At 49.2% G+C, this 15734-nt stretch carries 13 protein-coding genes; 8 read left to right on the forward strand and 5 right to left on the reverse strand.

What is annotated here, in order from left to right; genetic code table 11:
- The first annotated feature begins 1 nt into the window (after window position 1).
- The 3 genes from DP091_RS13265 (at window position 2) to nagE (ending at window position 3225) form a co-directional block, all read left to right on the forward strand.
- Complete coding sequence (locus tag DP091_RS13265; protein WP_113058731.1) at window positions 2-889, forward strand: BglG family transcription antiterminator; 888 nt, start codon at window positions 2-4, stop codon at window positions 887-889.
- A gap of 1 nt (window position 890) precedes the next feature.
- Window positions 891-1388, forward strand: coding sequence for a PTS sugar transporter subunit IIA (locus DP091_RS13270; protein WP_113058732.1), 498 nt, complete (start codon window positions 891-893; stop codon window positions 1386-1388).
- A gap of 361 nt (window positions 1389-1749) precedes the next feature.
- Window positions 1750-3225 (forward strand): N-acetylglucosamine-specific PTS transporter subunit IIBC, encoded by a 1476-nt coding sequence (gene nagE, locus DP091_RS13275; protein WP_113058733.1) that lies wholly within the window; start codon window positions 1750-1752, stop codon window positions 3223-3225.
- Window positions 3226-3314: 89 nt separating this feature from the next.
- On the opposite strand, the gene DP091_RS13280 is transcribed toward nagE, so the two are convergent.
- From DP091_RS13280 to DP091_RS13290, 3 genes are read right to left on the reverse strand one after another with little or no spacing between them, the layout of a single operon-like run.
- Window positions 3315-4454 carry a Ger(x)C family spore germination protein gene (locus DP091_RS13280; protein WP_113058734.1) on the reverse strand — a complete coding sequence of 380 codons (1140 nt, stop codon included), beginning with the start codon at window positions 4452-4454 and terminating at the stop codon, window positions 3315-3317.
- Window positions 4451-5863 (reverse strand): spore germination protein, encoded by a 1413-nt coding sequence (locus DP091_RS13285; RefSeq protein ID WP_113058735.1) that lies wholly within the window; start codon window positions 5861-5863, stop codon window positions 4451-4453. Before DP091_RS13285 ends, DP091_RS13280 begins: the two co-directional genes overlap by 4 nt.
- Window positions 5860-6975: a GerAB/ArcD/ProY family transporter gene (locus DP091_RS13290; RefSeq protein WP_113058736.1), complete on the reverse strand. Its 1116-nt coding sequence runs from the start codon at window positions 6973-6975 to the stop codon at window positions 5860-5862. The genes DP091_RS13285 and DP091_RS13290 overlap by 4 nt, the downstream gene beginning before the upstream one ends.
- 213 nt (window positions 6976-7188) lie before the next feature.
- Between DP091_RS13290 and DP091_RS13295 the strand changes: the two genes are divergently transcribed.
- The gene (locus DP091_RS13295) at window positions 7189-8565 is read left to right on the forward strand and encodes an amino acid permease (protein WP_113058737.1); all 1377 of its coding nucleotides are present in this window, start codon (window positions 7189-7191) and stop codon (window positions 8563-8565) included.
- Here DP091_RS13295 and DP091_RS13300 read toward each other — a convergent pair.
- Window positions 8562-9197, reverse strand: a complete 636-nt coding sequence (locus DP091_RS13300; RefSeq protein WP_113058738.1) for a LysE family transporter — start codon at window positions 9195-9197, stop codon at window positions 8562-8564. The genes DP091_RS13295 and DP091_RS13300 overlap by 4 nt on opposite strands.
- A gap of 248 nt (window positions 9198-9445) precedes the next feature.
- Between DP091_RS13300 and DP091_RS13305 the strand changes: the two genes are divergently transcribed.
- From DP091_RS13305 to odhB, 4 genes are all read left to right on the forward strand, one after another.
- Window positions 9446-9955, forward strand: a complete 510-nt coding sequence (locus DP091_RS13305; protein WP_113058739.1) for a metallophosphoesterase family protein — start codon at window positions 9446-9448, stop codon at window positions 9953-9955.
- A gap of 118 nt (window positions 9956-10073) precedes the next feature.
- The gene (locus tag DP091_RS13310; protein ID WP_258394504.1) at window positions 10074-10973 is read left to right on the forward strand and encodes a DUF72 domain-containing protein; all 900 of its coding nucleotides are present in this window, start codon (window positions 10074-10076) and stop codon (window positions 10971-10973) included.
- A gap of 246 nt (window positions 10974-11219) precedes the next feature.
- The gene (locus DP091_RS13315; RefSeq protein ID WP_113058741.1) at window positions 11220-14096 is read left to right on the forward strand and encodes a 2-oxoglutarate dehydrogenase E1 component; all 2877 of its coding nucleotides are present in this window, start codon (window positions 11220-11222) and stop codon (window positions 14094-14096) included.
- A 5-nt stretch (window positions 14097-14101) separates the two neighbouring features.
- Window positions 14102-15376, forward strand: coding sequence for a 2-oxoglutarate dehydrogenase complex dihydrolipoyllysine-residue succinyltransferase (gene odhB / locus DP091_RS13320; protein WP_113058742.1), 1275 nt, complete (start codon window positions 14102-14104; stop codon window positions 15374-15376).
- Window positions 15377-15451: 75 nt separating this feature from the next.
- On the opposite strand, the gene DP091_RS31330 is transcribed toward odhB, so the two are convergent.
- The gene (locus DP091_RS31330) at window positions 15452-15619 is read right to left on the reverse strand and encodes a hypothetical protein (RefSeq protein ID WP_181469796.1); all 168 of its coding nucleotides are present in this window, start codon (window positions 15617-15619) and stop codon (window positions 15452-15454) included.
- Window positions 15620-15734: the final 115 nt, after the last annotated feature.

A 15734-nucleotide genomic window follows, 5' to 3' on the forward strand; every position in this document is an offset into this window, starting at 1 on the left:
AATGAGCGGGATCGAGTTGTTTACAGTCGTACGTGTCATTGGTAACAATGTCGTGATGGTCACAGGCGGCAAGAAAGAATCGGAATACGTCATCCTGGGCAAAGGGATTGGCTTTGGCGCCAAAGCAGGCGGAACGATCACTTCGGACGATAAGCGGATTGAGAAGCTCTTCAGGCTGGAGGATCGGGAGCAGTGGAGTCAAGCTCACCATCTGCTGGAAGAATTTGATCCACTGGTGATGGAGATCACCGATCAGATACTCAATCTCATTGGACAAGAATATCCGGGCACATTAAATGATAAAGTGTACCTGGCGCTTCCAAGCCATATCCAATTTACGATATACAGAATCCGCAAAGGCATGGATATTATTAATCCTTTCCTTGAAGAAACCCGGATCAGCTTCCCAAAAGAATATGATATCGCATCCAAAGCAGCGGAATTGATCGGTAAGACCTTCGATATTGAAGTTCCGGAGGATGAGATCGGCTTCTTGACCTACCATGTATATTCCGCGGTCAGCCATGTACCCGTAGGCCATCTGGTGAAGGCATCGAATGTGGTGGGAAACCTGGTAAGGTATATTGAGGAGGAGCGGCAGGTCGCTTTTGACCGTGGAAGCATGGATTATGTCCGTCTTCTGATGCATTTGAGGTTCTCGGTAGACCGTATGCTGAATCAAGAAATCCAAGTGGATAATCCGTTCGCGGACCAGATCCGCTCCAAGTTCACGAATGAATATGATCTGGCTACGCGTCTCGCAGGCATGATGGAGAAAGAACTCGGCAAGAAAGTACCTGAAGCTGAGGTTTGCTTTCTAGCGATGCATCTATATCGGCTCTTCACAGGCCGGCTACAACAAAAGAATCAACCCAGGGAGGAATCTTAACATGTTTGATCGTTGGAAAAAGAAAAAAACAGCTACTGCTATTCAACTCACAGCACCATTGTCGGGTAAAGCTGTGCCTTTATCGCAAGTACCGGATGAGGCATTTGCTGCGGGTCATATGGGCAAAGGCATAGCCATCGAGCCTGCCGAGGGCAAGTTAATTGCGCCTTTTGACGGGACGGTTGCGCATGTCATCAAATCCAAGCATGCGGTGATGCTGGAGGATCCGGCGACCGGTCTGCAGTATTTGTTCCATATCGGGATTAATACAGTCGGTTTGAAAGGCGAAGGTTTCACAAGCCATGTTCAAGCAGGCGATCAGGTGAAGTCGGGTCAGACGCTCATCGAATTCGACATGGCCGTAATCCAAGCCGCAGGTTATCCGACGATTACCCCGATCATCGTGACCAATGCGGATGAGGTGGCTTCCAAGGTTGACGGTCAGACCGGCAGTGTCGTGGCCGGCCAGGATCCTGTCATGACCATTGAATTGAAATAGTTCAATTCTATAGGCGAATGATTTAAATATTCGTTATTGACAAAACAGGAAGTCGTGAATTAAGATAACAACATCAAATGAATACGTTTTAAGGCGTGTTACCATAGAGATGGGCATGAGCCAAGAAGAATCGGACTATAACTTTTATAGTCACCGTTCTTCTTGGCTTTTTTTGTTGGATATCGAATCATGATGGCATCTATGCCGCCTTAAAATGATGAATATATGTACGACCAAGGAGGAGGATTTTCTGAGGCTTTTTGTTCCTTGATTGTAAGGGAATAAATGGTTGTTCATTCGACGCATTATGTAAACGTTTTCAGTAAAAAGCTAAATTATTGAAGTTGAAAGGATGATTGACATGCTGGCTAAATTGCAAAAGCTGGGTAAGTCCCTTATGCTGCCGGTGGCCACCTTGCCTGCTGCAGGGATCTTGCAGGGGCTTGGAATGATCGACTATCAAAAAGATATACCTTTGGGTGCCCTAGGCACTTTTCTAAATCAATATGTAACGCCGTTCATGACCTCTGGTGCTCTTGCTATATTGGATAATCTGCCGTTTATCTTTGCGATCGGCGTTGCAATCGGGTTCGCCGGAGACGCCGTTGCGGCTCTATCTGCTCTTATTGGGTACATGGTGCTTACAAGAGTGCTGGAACAAGTACCGCTGCAAATGCCGTTTATACCGGATGACGTGAAGCTGAACATGGGCGTTCTTGGCGGTCTCTTTGTCGGTATGTGGTCCGCATATCTGTATAATAAATTTCACAAGATTAAAATGCCGGATTGGCTGGGCTTCTTTGCGGGTAAACGATTCGTTCCGATTATCACGGCAGCTTCCACGATGGTTCTTGCCGTTCTGATCGGTATGATTTGGAGCCCAATCCAAGATGGTATTTCCGTCTTTGGCAACTGGGTTGTCGGCCTTGGAGGCATTGGATCGTTCATATTTGGTACGGCCAACCGCTTGCTGATTCCTCTGGGTCTTCACCACGTATTAAACTCCATCGCATGGTTTCAGATCGGCGATTACACGAATACCGCGGGCGAAGTCGTTCACGGTGACCTATGGCGTTTCTTTGCTGGAGACCCGACGGCTGGTATGTTCATGTCCGGTTTCTTCCCGATCATGATGTTTGCGATGCCGGCTGCGGCGCTGGCCTTTATGCATACCGCCAAGCCGTCCAAACGGAAGCTTGTCGGCTCCATCTTTATCGGTTCGGCAGTAGCATCGTTCCTGACGGGAATCACCGAACCGCTTGAATTCGCGTTCATGTTCATTGCACCTGTATTGTATGTGGTGCATGCGATTTTAACAGGGCTTTCCGGATTGATCATGTATGTCCTGGATGTGCATTTGGGCTTCTCGTTCTCGGCGGGCCTGATCGACTACCTGGTGAATCTGAAGCTGTCTACCAATGCTTGGCTCCTTCTCCCGGTTGGATTGGCTTTCGGTGTCGTTTACTATGTGCTGTTCAGAATCCTCATTGTGAAGCTGAACTTGAAAACGCCTGGACGCGAGGACGATGACGACGTGGATACGATTTCTGACGATGCTGATACAGATGCCTCGTCCCCATCCGGATCAGCATCCAATGAGTCCAAGGCGGCCAAGGTTCTGCAAAACATCGGTGGGGAAAATAACATTGTCAGCGTCGATGCTTGTATCACACGCCTCCGTCTGGTTGTTAAGGACGAGAAGGCCGTGAAGGATTCGGAGCTCAAAAAGTTAGGAGCATCCGGTGTCATGCGTCTGGGTCAAGGCGCGGTTCAGATCGTATTCGGACCGCAGGCGGAATCCATTAAGGACGACATCAAGGAAATTATGAAGAAATAAAGAAACAATAAAAGGAAGCAGGCCGATAAAGGCCTGCTTCTTTTTGTTTTCCACATTTCAGGTACATGTAGCAGTTCTAAGACCCGCGTTCATCGGTTCAAGCTTTTGCGCTGGCCCCAATATCGGAGGTTGACGTCAACTTCAAGCTCAAGAGGCGTTTCATCATTGATTTCCTTTTTCTGTTCCACTAGTTTCTTCCAGAGCTTCGGATCCGTTCGGTACAATTGGAGACATAACTCATACGGATCCGCTTGTATCAATGCTGCTTTATGGAAGGTATTATGCATTTCTTTTCGCAGGGTCTCTTCTGTTAAGCGCTTCATTTCATTAATTCCAATCTTCTTGTAGATTGTCTGTACCGTCCCGGTTACGTTAAGCTTGATTCGATATGAAGCATTATCGGGTCGGCGGATAACTTCAATCGAAGAGTGCGGGTTCTCCAGTCTTATACTCCCGATGGCTTCGCCGTCCGCCTTAACGATGACGGCAGCGTGAGTATTAGCCGATGCTAACCAGCGGGTCCCCAGCAAATCGGAACGTTTGAGCCAGCCCATCAATTCCTTGTTCTTGATCAGAAATCCGCCGTTGACTTCCAGAATCGGATGCTGCTTCAGATTTTCCGACCAGTTCTGCGTTGAAATATGAAGGGAAGGCAGTATAACGGTGGCGGCTTTTTCCCGGTAGAGACGAATAAAGTTCACGAATTGAATGGGACGAATAAACGAGAATTGGACATAGCTTTCCCTGGGTTCATGAAGGAGCGAATGCAGGGGGGAGAGTTGAAAGAACGGAGACACCGTAAAGAGATCCTCCATCTTATCCTTGGTGCCGTAAAGCCATTTCGTATACCGGATTTCCTGCGAACGGTTGGTCAGGTCGAACACTTGGGATAACTGCTTAGGTTGTAATACGGATTCCGTAAGCACCAAGGCCGTGACATGGCCCCAAGAGACCCGCTGCTGACTCGATGTATACAAATCAATAAGGGCCTCAGTCAATGTGGTGCCGGTTCCTCGACCGACCCAAATTGGCGCTTTTTCAGTTGGCTTGCTGCTTTCTTGCTTGGCAATCGTGGCAAAGTCGAGCATCTGCACATAGATGATATACTTATTGTCCTTGTAATCGATACCCAAAGCGGTGATATAGTTGATATCCTGTACTTCTTTGTGATCCCAGCAGCCGGAGAGCAGCAAAGACAGCATACTCAGGAGCATCAATACCCTTTTCATAGCGCGCCACCCTTTTTCCGTTTTCCCGGAAATCGCATGAGGTTTCCAATGATTTTGGAAATGGAGAACGGGGAGAAGGGGGCAAGGTACGGCTGTCCGAAGGGATTATGGTTGGCTGCATACTGAACGATTAAGAAAAGCGATATGAAGAAGCCGAATAACCCGAACATCGAGGAAAGGGTTAGGACAAAAAAACGAAGGATCGTCTGCGTGACAACAAAATCCTGGTTGGAGTGGGTGGAGCCCGCAACAAAGGAAAGGGCACCAATCACCGTCATCGTCGGGGAAAAGAAACCGCCCCGAATGGCTGCGTCGCCGATGATGATACCGGATACAACCGTAATGGTTGACGCGATAGGAGAGGGCATCTGCATGCCGGCTTCCCGCAGCAGGCTGAGCAGAAACAGGATGATGAGCATCTCAAACCCCGTTGGAATAGGAAGCCCGAGCCTGGTGTTTGCCACGGTTGCCAGCAGCGGAAAGGGGATTTGATCCTGATGAAAGGACAACAGCGTTATATAAAATCCTGGAAGGAAAATGGAAATTGTGAAGCCGACCATTCTCAGAATTCTCCAGGGCATGACGAAATAAAACGGCATTTGCGGATCCTCTGCGGCAAACAGGAGCTGCATGAAGCTGGCGGGCGCAATCAATAGTACGGGGCTTCCCTGCATAATAATGATTAGCCGGCCGCGAGTTAAAGAATCGTAAGCTAGATCCGTCCTCCCCGTATAATCGAACATGGGGAGCACCGTGAAGCGATACGGCGATAAATGCTCGGCAAGCTCGCCGATGCCCACGGGAGGGTCCCCGGAGAAATCATTCAGTTTATCTACGACTGCCTTGACAGTTTCCGGAATCACCTTGTCCTTTAAGTACATGATGCCGACAGAGGTTTTACTCTTGTCGCCCAGCTTAAAGGAGGAATAGACAAGGCCGGGAGATTTCAGCCGTTTGCGAATAAGCGATACATTGATATCCAAATTCTCGACAAACCCGTCCCGAGGCCCTTTGACTGAGGTTTCCGTGGCACTTTCTTCCGGCGTCCGGCCGATGGTTTTGCCGGCACTGTACGAATAGAGCTTATTGTCTTTGGGAAAATACAAGGCAACGTAGCCTGAATAAACAATATCATCGATGGACTCCAAATTAGCTTCGGATACATCAAGAGTAAGATAGTATTCAAGGCTGGATGGATCAAAAGGATTCTTTTGAGAAACGGAAGTATTCCATTCCTTGCTGATGACAGGCAAAAAGACCTCGGACATCATATTTGAATCGCACATTAACGGACTGTAAACCAGGATTGCCCATGGCAATAAATCGCCTTCCTCACCCGGATAAGACGTAATGTAGACGTCATCGGAATCGGTATAACGGTCTCGAAGTTGTTGTTCTGTCAAGGTCATGATTGAGGTTCTCCTTTCGCTGAAGTGGATATCTGTTGTTGCTGTTGTTGCTCGGGCTTGCGGATCAGGAAGAACATCAGCAGGCTTAAGATGGTGATATAGATCGCGGACACGGGCAAAAAATAGTCGGCCATCGCATAATACATTTTGAGATTGCTGATCGGGGAAGCGCACAAAATAATGAGCAGCGTGGAAACGGCTAATATGCCGACACTTTGTTTGGACTTGGGAAGCAGGGTTTCGCAGAGCATAAAAATCGAAACCGATATCGAGATGTAAGCACCGCTAAGCCACTGAAAAATGGATAAAAAATCGACATGCTCCACGAATTTGCCTAACTTAACGAGACGCCACTGTTCATAGGCAGGATACCGCTGAAGCTTCATTTCTTCCGGACCAAATTCGGCAAGGCCACCGACGGTGGGTCCGAACGTCAGGAATATGAGGACGATATGGATGAGTAGGATCGTAAGAAAACGAGGCTTCTTCTGAAGATGGGGGCGCAAGAATAATATCAATATAAACTGGGATAGACCTCCGAACATAACGGGGATCCCGCTTATCACCGGCAGGAAGCCGTCCTCCAGCACGGGCAGCAGATAGTTATAGTTTTTTACTTTAACGTTGGATAAGGATACGAAAATACCCAGCAATACAACAAAAGGAAGCAATATGCCGGCGGATACGCCGATGGTCTTAATGCCGTGATTCACAGTGACAAGACATAACACCATGAGTATCAATGCCGTTGCAATGACGGGAGTTTGGATCATAAAGGAGGACTTTGTCCAATCGATAACTTCCTTCAATGTATAGAAGGCAAAGGCGAAAAAATACAAACCTGACATACTCATCATCAGCAAGCGGAACCCTCGGCCGCTGCTTTCGTCTAACGCCTGCTTAATGGAACGATTGCCGATCTTATTGATGATCCCGTAAATTAGCAGAACCCAGGGCAAGAATAATACGGCGGACACCAGAATGGTGATCCAGGCATCCCGTCCGGATTTCTCCAGAAGCACAGGTATGATCATGACGTGATTGGTCAAGCCGGCCGTAAGCATCATAATCATAAACGCCTGATTCGTTGGAATACCGCGAACTCCTGACATGTGTGATCCCCCAATTCAGCTTTCTTCCCGTTTATGGTTCACGGAGAACAACCAAAATATGCGAGAGAACCCAGCAAGAGGTTAGGACATGGCCTTCTGTTTTTCCTAAAAGGTATTTTTAGGTCAGCCGCCTTGTACATAAAGCGCGGACGTTTCCTTCATAATAAGGAAAGTTTTGAACGAACCCATAATAATATTCTGGAGGATTGAGCCGTGAACAAAGGGGCGAAGACGGAGGCAGGGAACTTGAGATGGTGGCAGCTATCGCTGCTGGGGGTTGCATCAACGATCGGCACAGGGTACTTTCTCGGATCTGCATTAGGCATCCGGCTGGGAGGACCGGCTTTTCTTCTATCGATTATATTGGCGGCGACAGCCACCTTCTTCGTATTTGATGTTTTGTCGCGGATGACGGCCGATGACCCGCAGAAGGGCTCGTTCCGAACCTATGCCAAAAAAGCCTACGGCCGATGGGCAGGCTTCTCGACAGGGTGGATGTACTGGTGCTCCGAAGTGTTGATCATGGGGAGTCAGATGACGGCGCTTGCGATTTTCTCGCGATTTTGGTTTCCCGGCGTTCCCATGTGGATTTTTGCGTCAGGTTATGCCGTATTGGGATTGTTTGTCATATGGATCGGGAACAAAGGATTTGATCGGCTGGAGAATGTATTGGCTGTGATAAAGGTCGCCGCGATTGTCATGTTTCTCGTCATTGCTGCCGCCGCCTTGATGGGGTGGTTAAAAGGAGGAACGAAGCTGCACGTTCCTGGCAGCCTGAACGCAGTTTTTCCGGCAGGCGGCATGGGCATGTGGTCGTCCCTGATTTTTGCATTTTATGCCTTTGGCGGAATTGAAGTCATGGGGGTCATGGCGATTCGCTTGAAGAATCCGAAGGAAGCACCCAAAGCGGGTAGAGTGATGATCCTGCTGCTATCCATCGTATACGTTCTTTCTATTGGCATGGCGGTGGTCATGGTGGCCTGGAATCAATTCTCCACGACGAAAAGTCCATTTGTTGTCGCGCTAAGCTCTTACCAGCTTCCATTTATCCCCCATATCTTTAATGCTGTATTGATTATAGCCGGTTTCTCGACCATGGTTGCCTCGCTGTATGCCGTGACCACGATGCTCGTTACGTTATCCGAAGATAAGGACGCTCCCAGGCTTTTTTCCAGGAAAAAGTTTAAACGGGATACGCCCATCTATGCACTATCCCTCACAGCTATCGGATTGATTGTATCCATTGTGTTGTCTTTGCTCATGCCAGGCAAGATTTATGAATATTTAACGACCGGTGCAGGACTTATGCTGCTCTATAATTGGTTCTTCATCCTCATATCCGCTGGCCGGCTCATAGAGCTTACGGTTTGGGGCAAAATCAAACGATATATCGGGATGCTTTTGATTGCGGCTGCCGTCAGTGGAACCGCACTGCACCCCACGAGCCGCCCGGGGCTCTGGATCAGCCTCGGATTTATTCTGGTAATCGGCCTGGTCGTGCTAATCATGCGCTCCGTGTGGAAGAAATCCGGGCAAGGCCGCGCGAGAGAGGCGGACAAGCCCAAGTTCCGCCCCAAGCCGGCCCGTTAGAATATGAGCGGATATAGCAGGGCGAGGGCCCGGATTCCAAAATAAACGCCGAAGACGATCAACGAGAGTCCGGAAATAATGGAGACCAGGGAGAGGGCTCTATTGCTTAAATATCGGCGGAATACACTGCCGAGTGCAGCCATGAACAAATCCCATATCACGACTCCTGCGATCACGGCCACGCTGTAAAGAAACAGATTTCCGGATCCCTCGTCCGCCGCAGTTTTGACGAGAATGGAGCCGTAGATACCGAGCCAGAACAGAATCGTCATCGGATTGGATACGGACATGAGAAATCCGGAGAGCATGCTTCTCCATAATGAATCTTCATTACTCTCTTGGCTGATCGTCACTTTATTAGCGTTCAGGATGCTTTCCAGCCCGGAATAGATAAGAACAAAGGCACCGAACAGCCACAGAAAGGTCTGCATGAATGGCGTACTCAGAAAGTGAACAACGCCCAGGTAGACCAGAATCATATAAAGGATGTCCGCCAGGACCGCACCGACGCCGAATAACCATGCATGCCAAAAACCTTTCTTGATCCCTTTGTCGAGCTGCGCTGCATTGACCGGGCCTACGGGGGCTGATAGAGAAAGTCCCAGAATCATGTAGCTAATAAAAATACTCATTGACTTCCACCTCTCGTAAAGAACATGGATAAGTAAAAAAGCTTGTACTTTCATGCTCATACATTGTATTCAGCACATGGACAAACTAAAACTTGTGATTGGAATTTTTTTCTGTCAGATAACAGACCAACAAACCGCGCAGCTCACTCTGCGCGGTTTTGTTTGGGTTCAATTATTTGGTAGGATATAGATTAGCGTTAGAAAGCAGATATCTCAGCATTACATAACATGAAGAGGGGGGCCATCAGATGAGTCATCCATTTCGGATTACGGTATTGTCAGACACCCATATGCCAAGAAAAGCGAAAGAGCTCCCAGCCTCGCTGCTTGAAGAAATAAGGCATTCGGATCTTATCCTTCATGCCGGTGACTGGTCCAATTGGGAGCTCTATGAACAGCTTAGTCAATATGCCACGGTGGAAGGTGTAGCCGGAAACGTGGACGATGAGCGGATCATAGAACGTTTAGGTTACAAGAAGCTGGTCGAAATCGAAGGGAAACGCATCGGTATTGTGCATGGGCACGGACAAGGAGGAACAACGCCGTCCCGCGCAAGGAAGGCTTTTGCGGACACGGAGGTGGATTGTATCTTGTTCGGTCACTCCCATATCCCGTTTAAAGAACATGTGCATGGGGTGCTGCTCTTCAATCCCGGTTCCGCCACCGATAAAAGGCGGCAGCCCCGGTACTCCTATGGAAGGATGTTCATCGAGAACGGAATGCTGGAGGCGCATCATGTTTTTTACGATCAGAAGTAAGCGAATATGAAGGCATTGGTAATATCACTAAGGGGCTGCCCTGCTTTTGAAATATCCCGTTTGGGGTTAATTAATAGAAGTCCCCGATATGGTAAATCATGTGGATGAGAGGATAGTTATGTTAAAGGAAGAAAAGCATGAGCAAGTGATTCAGGTGGGCCTGTCTGGATGGGGGGATCATGACAAGCTGTATGATGAAGGGGCGAGGCCTTCGGACAGGCTGGAAATGTACAGCCGGCATTTTCCCATCGTGGAGATGGACAATTCGTTTTATGCCATACCGTCTCCGGAACAAATGAATAAGTGGGCAGCAGCCGTCCCGGACCACTTCGGTTTTATTGTAAAAGCCTATCAAGGCATGACAGGTCATGCACGCGACCAGCGCAAGGACAGATATCCTAGCGTCAAAACGATGTTTGATCATTTGCTCACGTCAGTTGAGGAGCTGCGGGCTGCGGACAAATTAAGGACTGTTCTTTTTCAATACCCGCCCTGGTTCGGATGCGAACGCAAACACGTGGACATTCTGAAGCGTACGCGGGAGTGGATGAAGGATGTGCCGGTAGCCCTGGAATTTCGGCATCAGAGCTGGTATGCGCCGGAGTTCCGGGAGAAGACGCTTGAGTTTATGCGAAGCGAGGGCTGGATTCACAGCATTGCCGACGAGCCGCAAGCAGGCATAGGATCCGTACCGGTCGTGCTTGAGACAACGAGTACAGAGGCTGTGATGATCCGGATGCATGGACGTAACGCCGAAGGGTGGCACTCCAGCGGTCAGCCCAATTGGCGCGAGGTGCGGTATTTATACCGTTACAGCTTAGAGGAATTGGAGCAGTGGAAGGTTTGGATCGGGCAATTGCTTGAGAAGTCGAAGCAGTGCTGGATCATATTCAATAACAACTCGGGAGGCGATGCTTCCGATAACGCCAAACAGCTTCTCGGGCTGATGGGGATGAATACCGGACCTGCACCTCTGCGGCAGATGGACTTGCTGGAGGTGGATATTTTTTCTGATTAATGACTTTAATTGGAACCCTATACTAAGAATTGGATGGTTCGTGGACAATTCGTCAATAAATTGACGCAAATTCATCTGTTTCTGAGATCATTATTATATATAAAGGGTATTTTCGGTATTGAGGCCAAGTGTATTATAATGTAATCGTAAGAAAACGTTTATTTAATGTAAAATGCAGCATGTAAAATGTAAAATTAGAAATTCCGTCCTTGAGCAATCAAAATAATCTGACGGAGGGAGTCAGCGATGAAGACCCTTGACAGAATGACAGATGGACCTTGGCAGAAATATCACGGTCCGAACTTGGGGTACATTCAAGATCAGTATGAGAAGTTTTTGCAAGACCCGCAATCTGTGGAGCCAGGATACCGTGAGCTGTTCGCCAGCTGGGGACCACCTCCATCTTTGGAAAACAATGAAAAGAAAGCGGATTCGCAGGGACAAGGTGTTAGCTACGACCCGCAATTACTGAAAAAAGGGGTAGCTGCCGGCAAACTGGTATGGAACATCAGAACCTACGGTCATCTGGCCGCCGACATTGATCCGATTGGAATTGGAAACGAAGCTGATACGCGTCTGCTTCAACCAGAAAGCTACCAACTCAGCCAAGCGGATTTGGCAGCCCTGCCTGCAGAGATCGTCTGGGAGGAGGCTCCTAGCGATATCAAGAATGGCTTAGAGGCAATCCAGCGGCTGTTACAACTATATACAGGCTCCATTGCCTATGAATTTAGCCATGTTCACGATGAAGAAGAACGCAAATGGCTCAACCAGCAGGCCGAATCCGGACGTTATTTGTCCGCCCTGAGCGTAGAAGAGCGCAAGGGGCTTTTGAAAAAGCTGCTTGAGGCCGAGCAATTCGAGGAATTCCTGCACCGCACGTTCGTAGGTGCGAAACGCTTCTCGGTTGAGGGCAACGAAGCACTCGTACCGCTGCTAGACGAGATCGTTCGCCAAATGGCCGAAGTGGATGTCAATTCCATTCTCGTGGGGATGGCACACCGCGGTCGTTTGAACGTCCTCGCTCATGTACTGGGCAAGGATTACAGCAAGATTTTCTCGGAGTTCATGCACTCACCGAATAAACATCTCGTTCCATCCGAAGGCTCCATGGGCATTAACTATGGCTGGACAGGTGACGTGAAGTATCATTTGGGCGCGGACCGTTATCTGAAGAAGGATGAAGCACGGCAGGTTCGGATTACACTTGCAAACAACCCGAGTCACCTGGAATATGTCAATCCGGTGGTAGAGGGCTTTGCTCGTGCTGCTCAGGAGGATCGCAGCGAAGCGGGTTATCCGAAGCAGGATGTAAACAAAGCGCTGAGCATTCAAATTCATGGTGATTCCGCGTTCCCTGGCGAAGGGATTGTGCCGGAAACCTTGAACTTTAATAAACTGCCGGCATTCCGCACGGGCGGATCGATTCACATTATCGTGAATAACCGTATCGGATTTACGACAGAAGGCAAGGATTCCAGATCCACTCATTATGCGAGTGATTTGGCAAAAGGATATGAGATTCCGATTATCCACGTGAACGCTGACGATCCGGAAGCGTGTATCGCGGTTGCTCGTCTAGCTAGCGATTATCGCAACAAATTCAAGAAGAGCATTCTGATTGATCTTGTCGGTTACCGGAAATATGGCCATAACGAAACCGATGATCCGGAAACAACCCAGCCGCTGATCTACCAGAAGGTGAAGAACCACCCAACCGTCAGCACGATTTATATGAAGAAACTGGTGGATGGAAACATTCTGACCCAAGAACAAGTGGACGGTCTGAAGAATAGCGTCCTGGAGGTCCTGAAGAATTCTTACGAGAGCGTGAAGTCGAAGGATCCTGTTGATCAGATCCTGCTAGGACTGAACGCTACTGACGGTAAATCCAAGACGGAAGTAGCTACGAATGTGTCTGCAGAAGTGCTGCGCGGGATTAATCGCGAGCTCCTACAGTGGCCGCAAGGCTTTACGGTATATCCGAAGCTTCAACGTATTCTCGAGCGCCGCAGCAATTCGCTCGACGAGGGCGAGAAGGTGGACTGGGGCCATGCCGAAACGCTGGCTTTCGCTACGATTCTTGCCGACGGCAAGCCGATCCGGATTACGGGACAGGATGCCGAACGTGCAACGTTTGCCCATCGTAACCTCGTGCTTCACGATGCGGTTACTGGGGAGACCTTCTGCCCGCTGCACCGGTTGCCGCAAGCTAAGGCTTCGTTCGCGATCCATAACAGCCCGTTGACCGAAGCGGCCGTCGTTGGATTCGAATATGGCTACAATGTGTACTCTCCTGAGACTTTGGTGATCTGGGAGGCGCAGTATGGTGATTTCGTTAACTGTGCCCAGGTTATCATTGACCAGTTCATCACGGCCGGCCGCTCCAAGTGGAGACAGAAGTCCAGCTTGGTCATGCTGCTCCCTCACGGGTATGAAGGAAATGGTCCTGAGCACTCCAGTGCAAGACTGGAACGCTTCCTCCAGCTGAGTGGAGAAGACAACTGGACGGTTGCGAATCTGACTTCCGCTGCTCAGTATTTCCATCTGCTGCGCAAACAGGCTTCCTTGACCGAAACCGAAGATGCCAGACCGCTGGTGATTATGGCACCGAAGAGCTTGATTCGTAATCCGCGCGTGGCATCGCCTGTGAACGCGTTCAGTGAGGGCGGTTTCCAGAAAGTGATGGAACAGCCGGGTCTTGGCCAATCACCGAAGAAGGTGGAGCGCCTTGTTCTGTGCTCGGGTAAAGTTGCCATCGATTTGGAGGACGCGCTGGATAAGCAGAAGGATCAGGATCAGTCTTGGATTCATATTCTTCGTGTGGAACAGCTGTATCCGTTCCCTAAAGAAGAAATTTCCCGTGTGTTGCAGAAGTATCCGAACCTGAAAGAGATTCTGTGGGTTCAGGAAGAACCTCAGAACATGGGTAGCTGGAGCTTCATGGAACCAAGAATTCGCGAAATTGCACCTAAAGGCACAGAGGTCCGTTACAGCGGACGTCCTGAGCGTTCGAGCCCTGCTAGCGGCTATCAGGATGTTCATGCTTATGAGCAACAGACCATCATTTCTTTTGCCCTTAATCGTAAAACTATAAATCAAGAGATCTCATTGGGGAGGTAGCGGCTGTGAGCGAAATTACTGTACCAGCTATGGGCGAATCCATCACCGAAGGAACGATATTCAAATGGCACGTTAAAGAAGGGGATAGCGTTAACATCGGTGATGTGCTGCTCGAGTTAGAAACGGATAAGGTTAATCTTGAAATTAGCGCGGAGTCTGAAGGCGTTGTGGAAAAAATCCTTCGTCAAGAAGGGGAGAATGTAACGATTGGTGAAGTCATCGGTCAAATTTCTCCACAGGAAGGCGTTACAAGCGCACCGGCAGCGAAGGCGGCTGAAGCTCCTGCATCCGTGCAAACGGAGGCTGCTCCGGCACCCGCAGCAGAAGCACCGAAGCCGCAAGCTCCGGTACCGGCTCAGAACGAGGAAGGAGCGGGTCTGACTGCATCGCCATCCGCACGCAAACTGGCTCGTGAACGCGGGATTGATCTGGACCAGGTACAGGGCCGCGACCCAATCGGTCGGATTTACCATGATGATGTGAAGAATCATAATGAAGCCAAACAGCCTGCTGCACCAAGCAAGCCCGCAGCTTCCACTGCTGCACCGGCAGCACAAGCTCCGACCGCTGAGTATGGCAAGCCGGTAGAACGCACCCGCATGTCCCGTCGTCGTCAAACGATTGCAAATCGTTTGGTTGAAGCGCAGCATACGGCTGCCATGCTGACTACCTTCAATGAAGTGGATATGACAGCGATCCTGGATGTGCGCAAGCGTCGTAAGCAAGCTTTTCAAGAGAAGCATGACGTAGGCCTAGGTTTCATGTCCTTCTTCACCAAAGCGGTTGTAGGTGCGTTGAAGAGGTTCCCGCATCTGAATGCCGAGATCGATGGCGACGATATTGTTGTGAAGAAATTCTACGATATCGGAATCGCGGTGTCCGCGAAAGAAGGACTTGTTGTTCCGGTCGTGCGCGATGCAGATCGTCTTGGCTTTGCCGAGATTGAGAAGGAAATCGGCAATCTGGCTGCGAAAGCTCGTAATAATGCGCTGTCCTTGTCTGAGCTTCAAGGCGGTACATTTACGATTACGAATGGCGGCGTCTTCGGCTCGCTGTTGTCTACGCCGATCCTGAATACGCCTCAGGTGGGTATCCTCGGGATGCACAAAATCCAGCTTCGCCCGGTAGCGATTGATGCTGAGCGTATGGAGAATCGTCCTATGATGTACATCGCATTGTCTTATGATCATCGGATCGTTGATGGTTCCGAAGCGGTTCGCTTCCTGGTAACGGTTAAAGAGCTCCTTGAAGATCCAGAGTCGCTGCTCCTGGAAGGCTAATTATCCAAGCTTTGCGACACAATCATAATAAGAAGGCCGCATGGACATTGCCATGCGGCCTTCTTATATAAGCGATTATGATTTTGATTTATCGTTATCGTTCGGATCGGGGAGATCCCGAGGGTTCCAATTTTCCGCCTGAGGCTCCACATCCTGATGTTTCTTTACCTTGTCTCTTTGCTCCTGAGAGTCATTCTCCGCATTCTGCTGATTGCGTACTTCCTCGCTGTTCGGTTGTTTCATGGGAATACCTCCTTCAAATCGATATAATACATACATACCCGGTACGACAAAAGACAAACAGGCATCAGACCTTAAGTCATTTGATTTTCATTGGGGTTGAAGTTAACATGGTAAC

It is taken from the genome of Paenibacillus sp. MDMC362, assembly GCF_003269305.1.
In the GTDB taxonomy this organism is placed as follows: Bacteria; Bacillota; Bacilli; order Paenibacillales; family Paenibacillaceae; genus Paenibacillus_AQ.

Bases quoted from the DNA above. Each gene is read 5' to 3' on its own strand.
- DP091_RS13310 (WP_258394504.1), top strand. From the start codon at position 10,074: ATGTTAAAGGAAGAAAAGCATGAGCAAGTGATTCAGGTGGGCCTGTCT.
- DP091_RS13285 (WP_113058735.1), bottom strand. From the start codon at position 5,863: ATGACCTTGACAGAACAACAACTTCGAGACCGTTATACCGATTCCGAT.
- DP091_RS13265 (WP_113058731.1), top strand. From the start codon at position 2: ATGAGCGGGATCGAGTTGTTTACAGTCGTACGTGTCATTGGTAACAAT.
- nagE (WP_113058733.1), top strand. From the start codon at position 1,750: ATGCTGGCTAAATTGCAAAAGCTGGGTAAGTCCCTTATGCTGCCGGTG.
- DP091_RS31330 (WP_181469796.1), bottom strand. From the start codon at position 15,619: ATGAAACAACCGAACAGCGAGGAAGTACGCAATCAGCAGAATGCGGAG.
- DP091_RS13270 (WP_113058732.1), top strand. From the start codon at position 891: ATGTTTGATCGTTGGAAAAAGAAAAAAACAGCTACTGCTATTCAACTC.
- DP091_RS13290 (WP_113058736.1), bottom strand. From the start codon at position 6,975: ATGTCAGGAGTTCGCGGTATTCCAACGAATCAGGCGTTTATGATTATG.
- DP091_RS13280 (WP_113058734.1), bottom strand. From the start codon at position 4,454: ATGAAAAGGGTATTGATGCTCCTGAGTATGCTGTCTTTGCTGCTCTCC.
- DP091_RS13315 (WP_113058741.1), top strand. From the start codon at position 11,220: ATGAAGACCCTTGACAGAATGACAGATGGACCTTGGCAGAAATATCAC.
- DP091_RS13305 (WP_113058739.1), top strand. From the start codon at position 9,446: ATGAGTCATCCATTTCGGATTACGGTATTGTCAGACACCCATATGCCA.
- DP091_RS13300 (WP_113058738.1), bottom strand. From the start codon at position 9,197: ATGAGTATTTTTATTAGCTACATGATTCTGGGACTTTCTCTATCAGCC.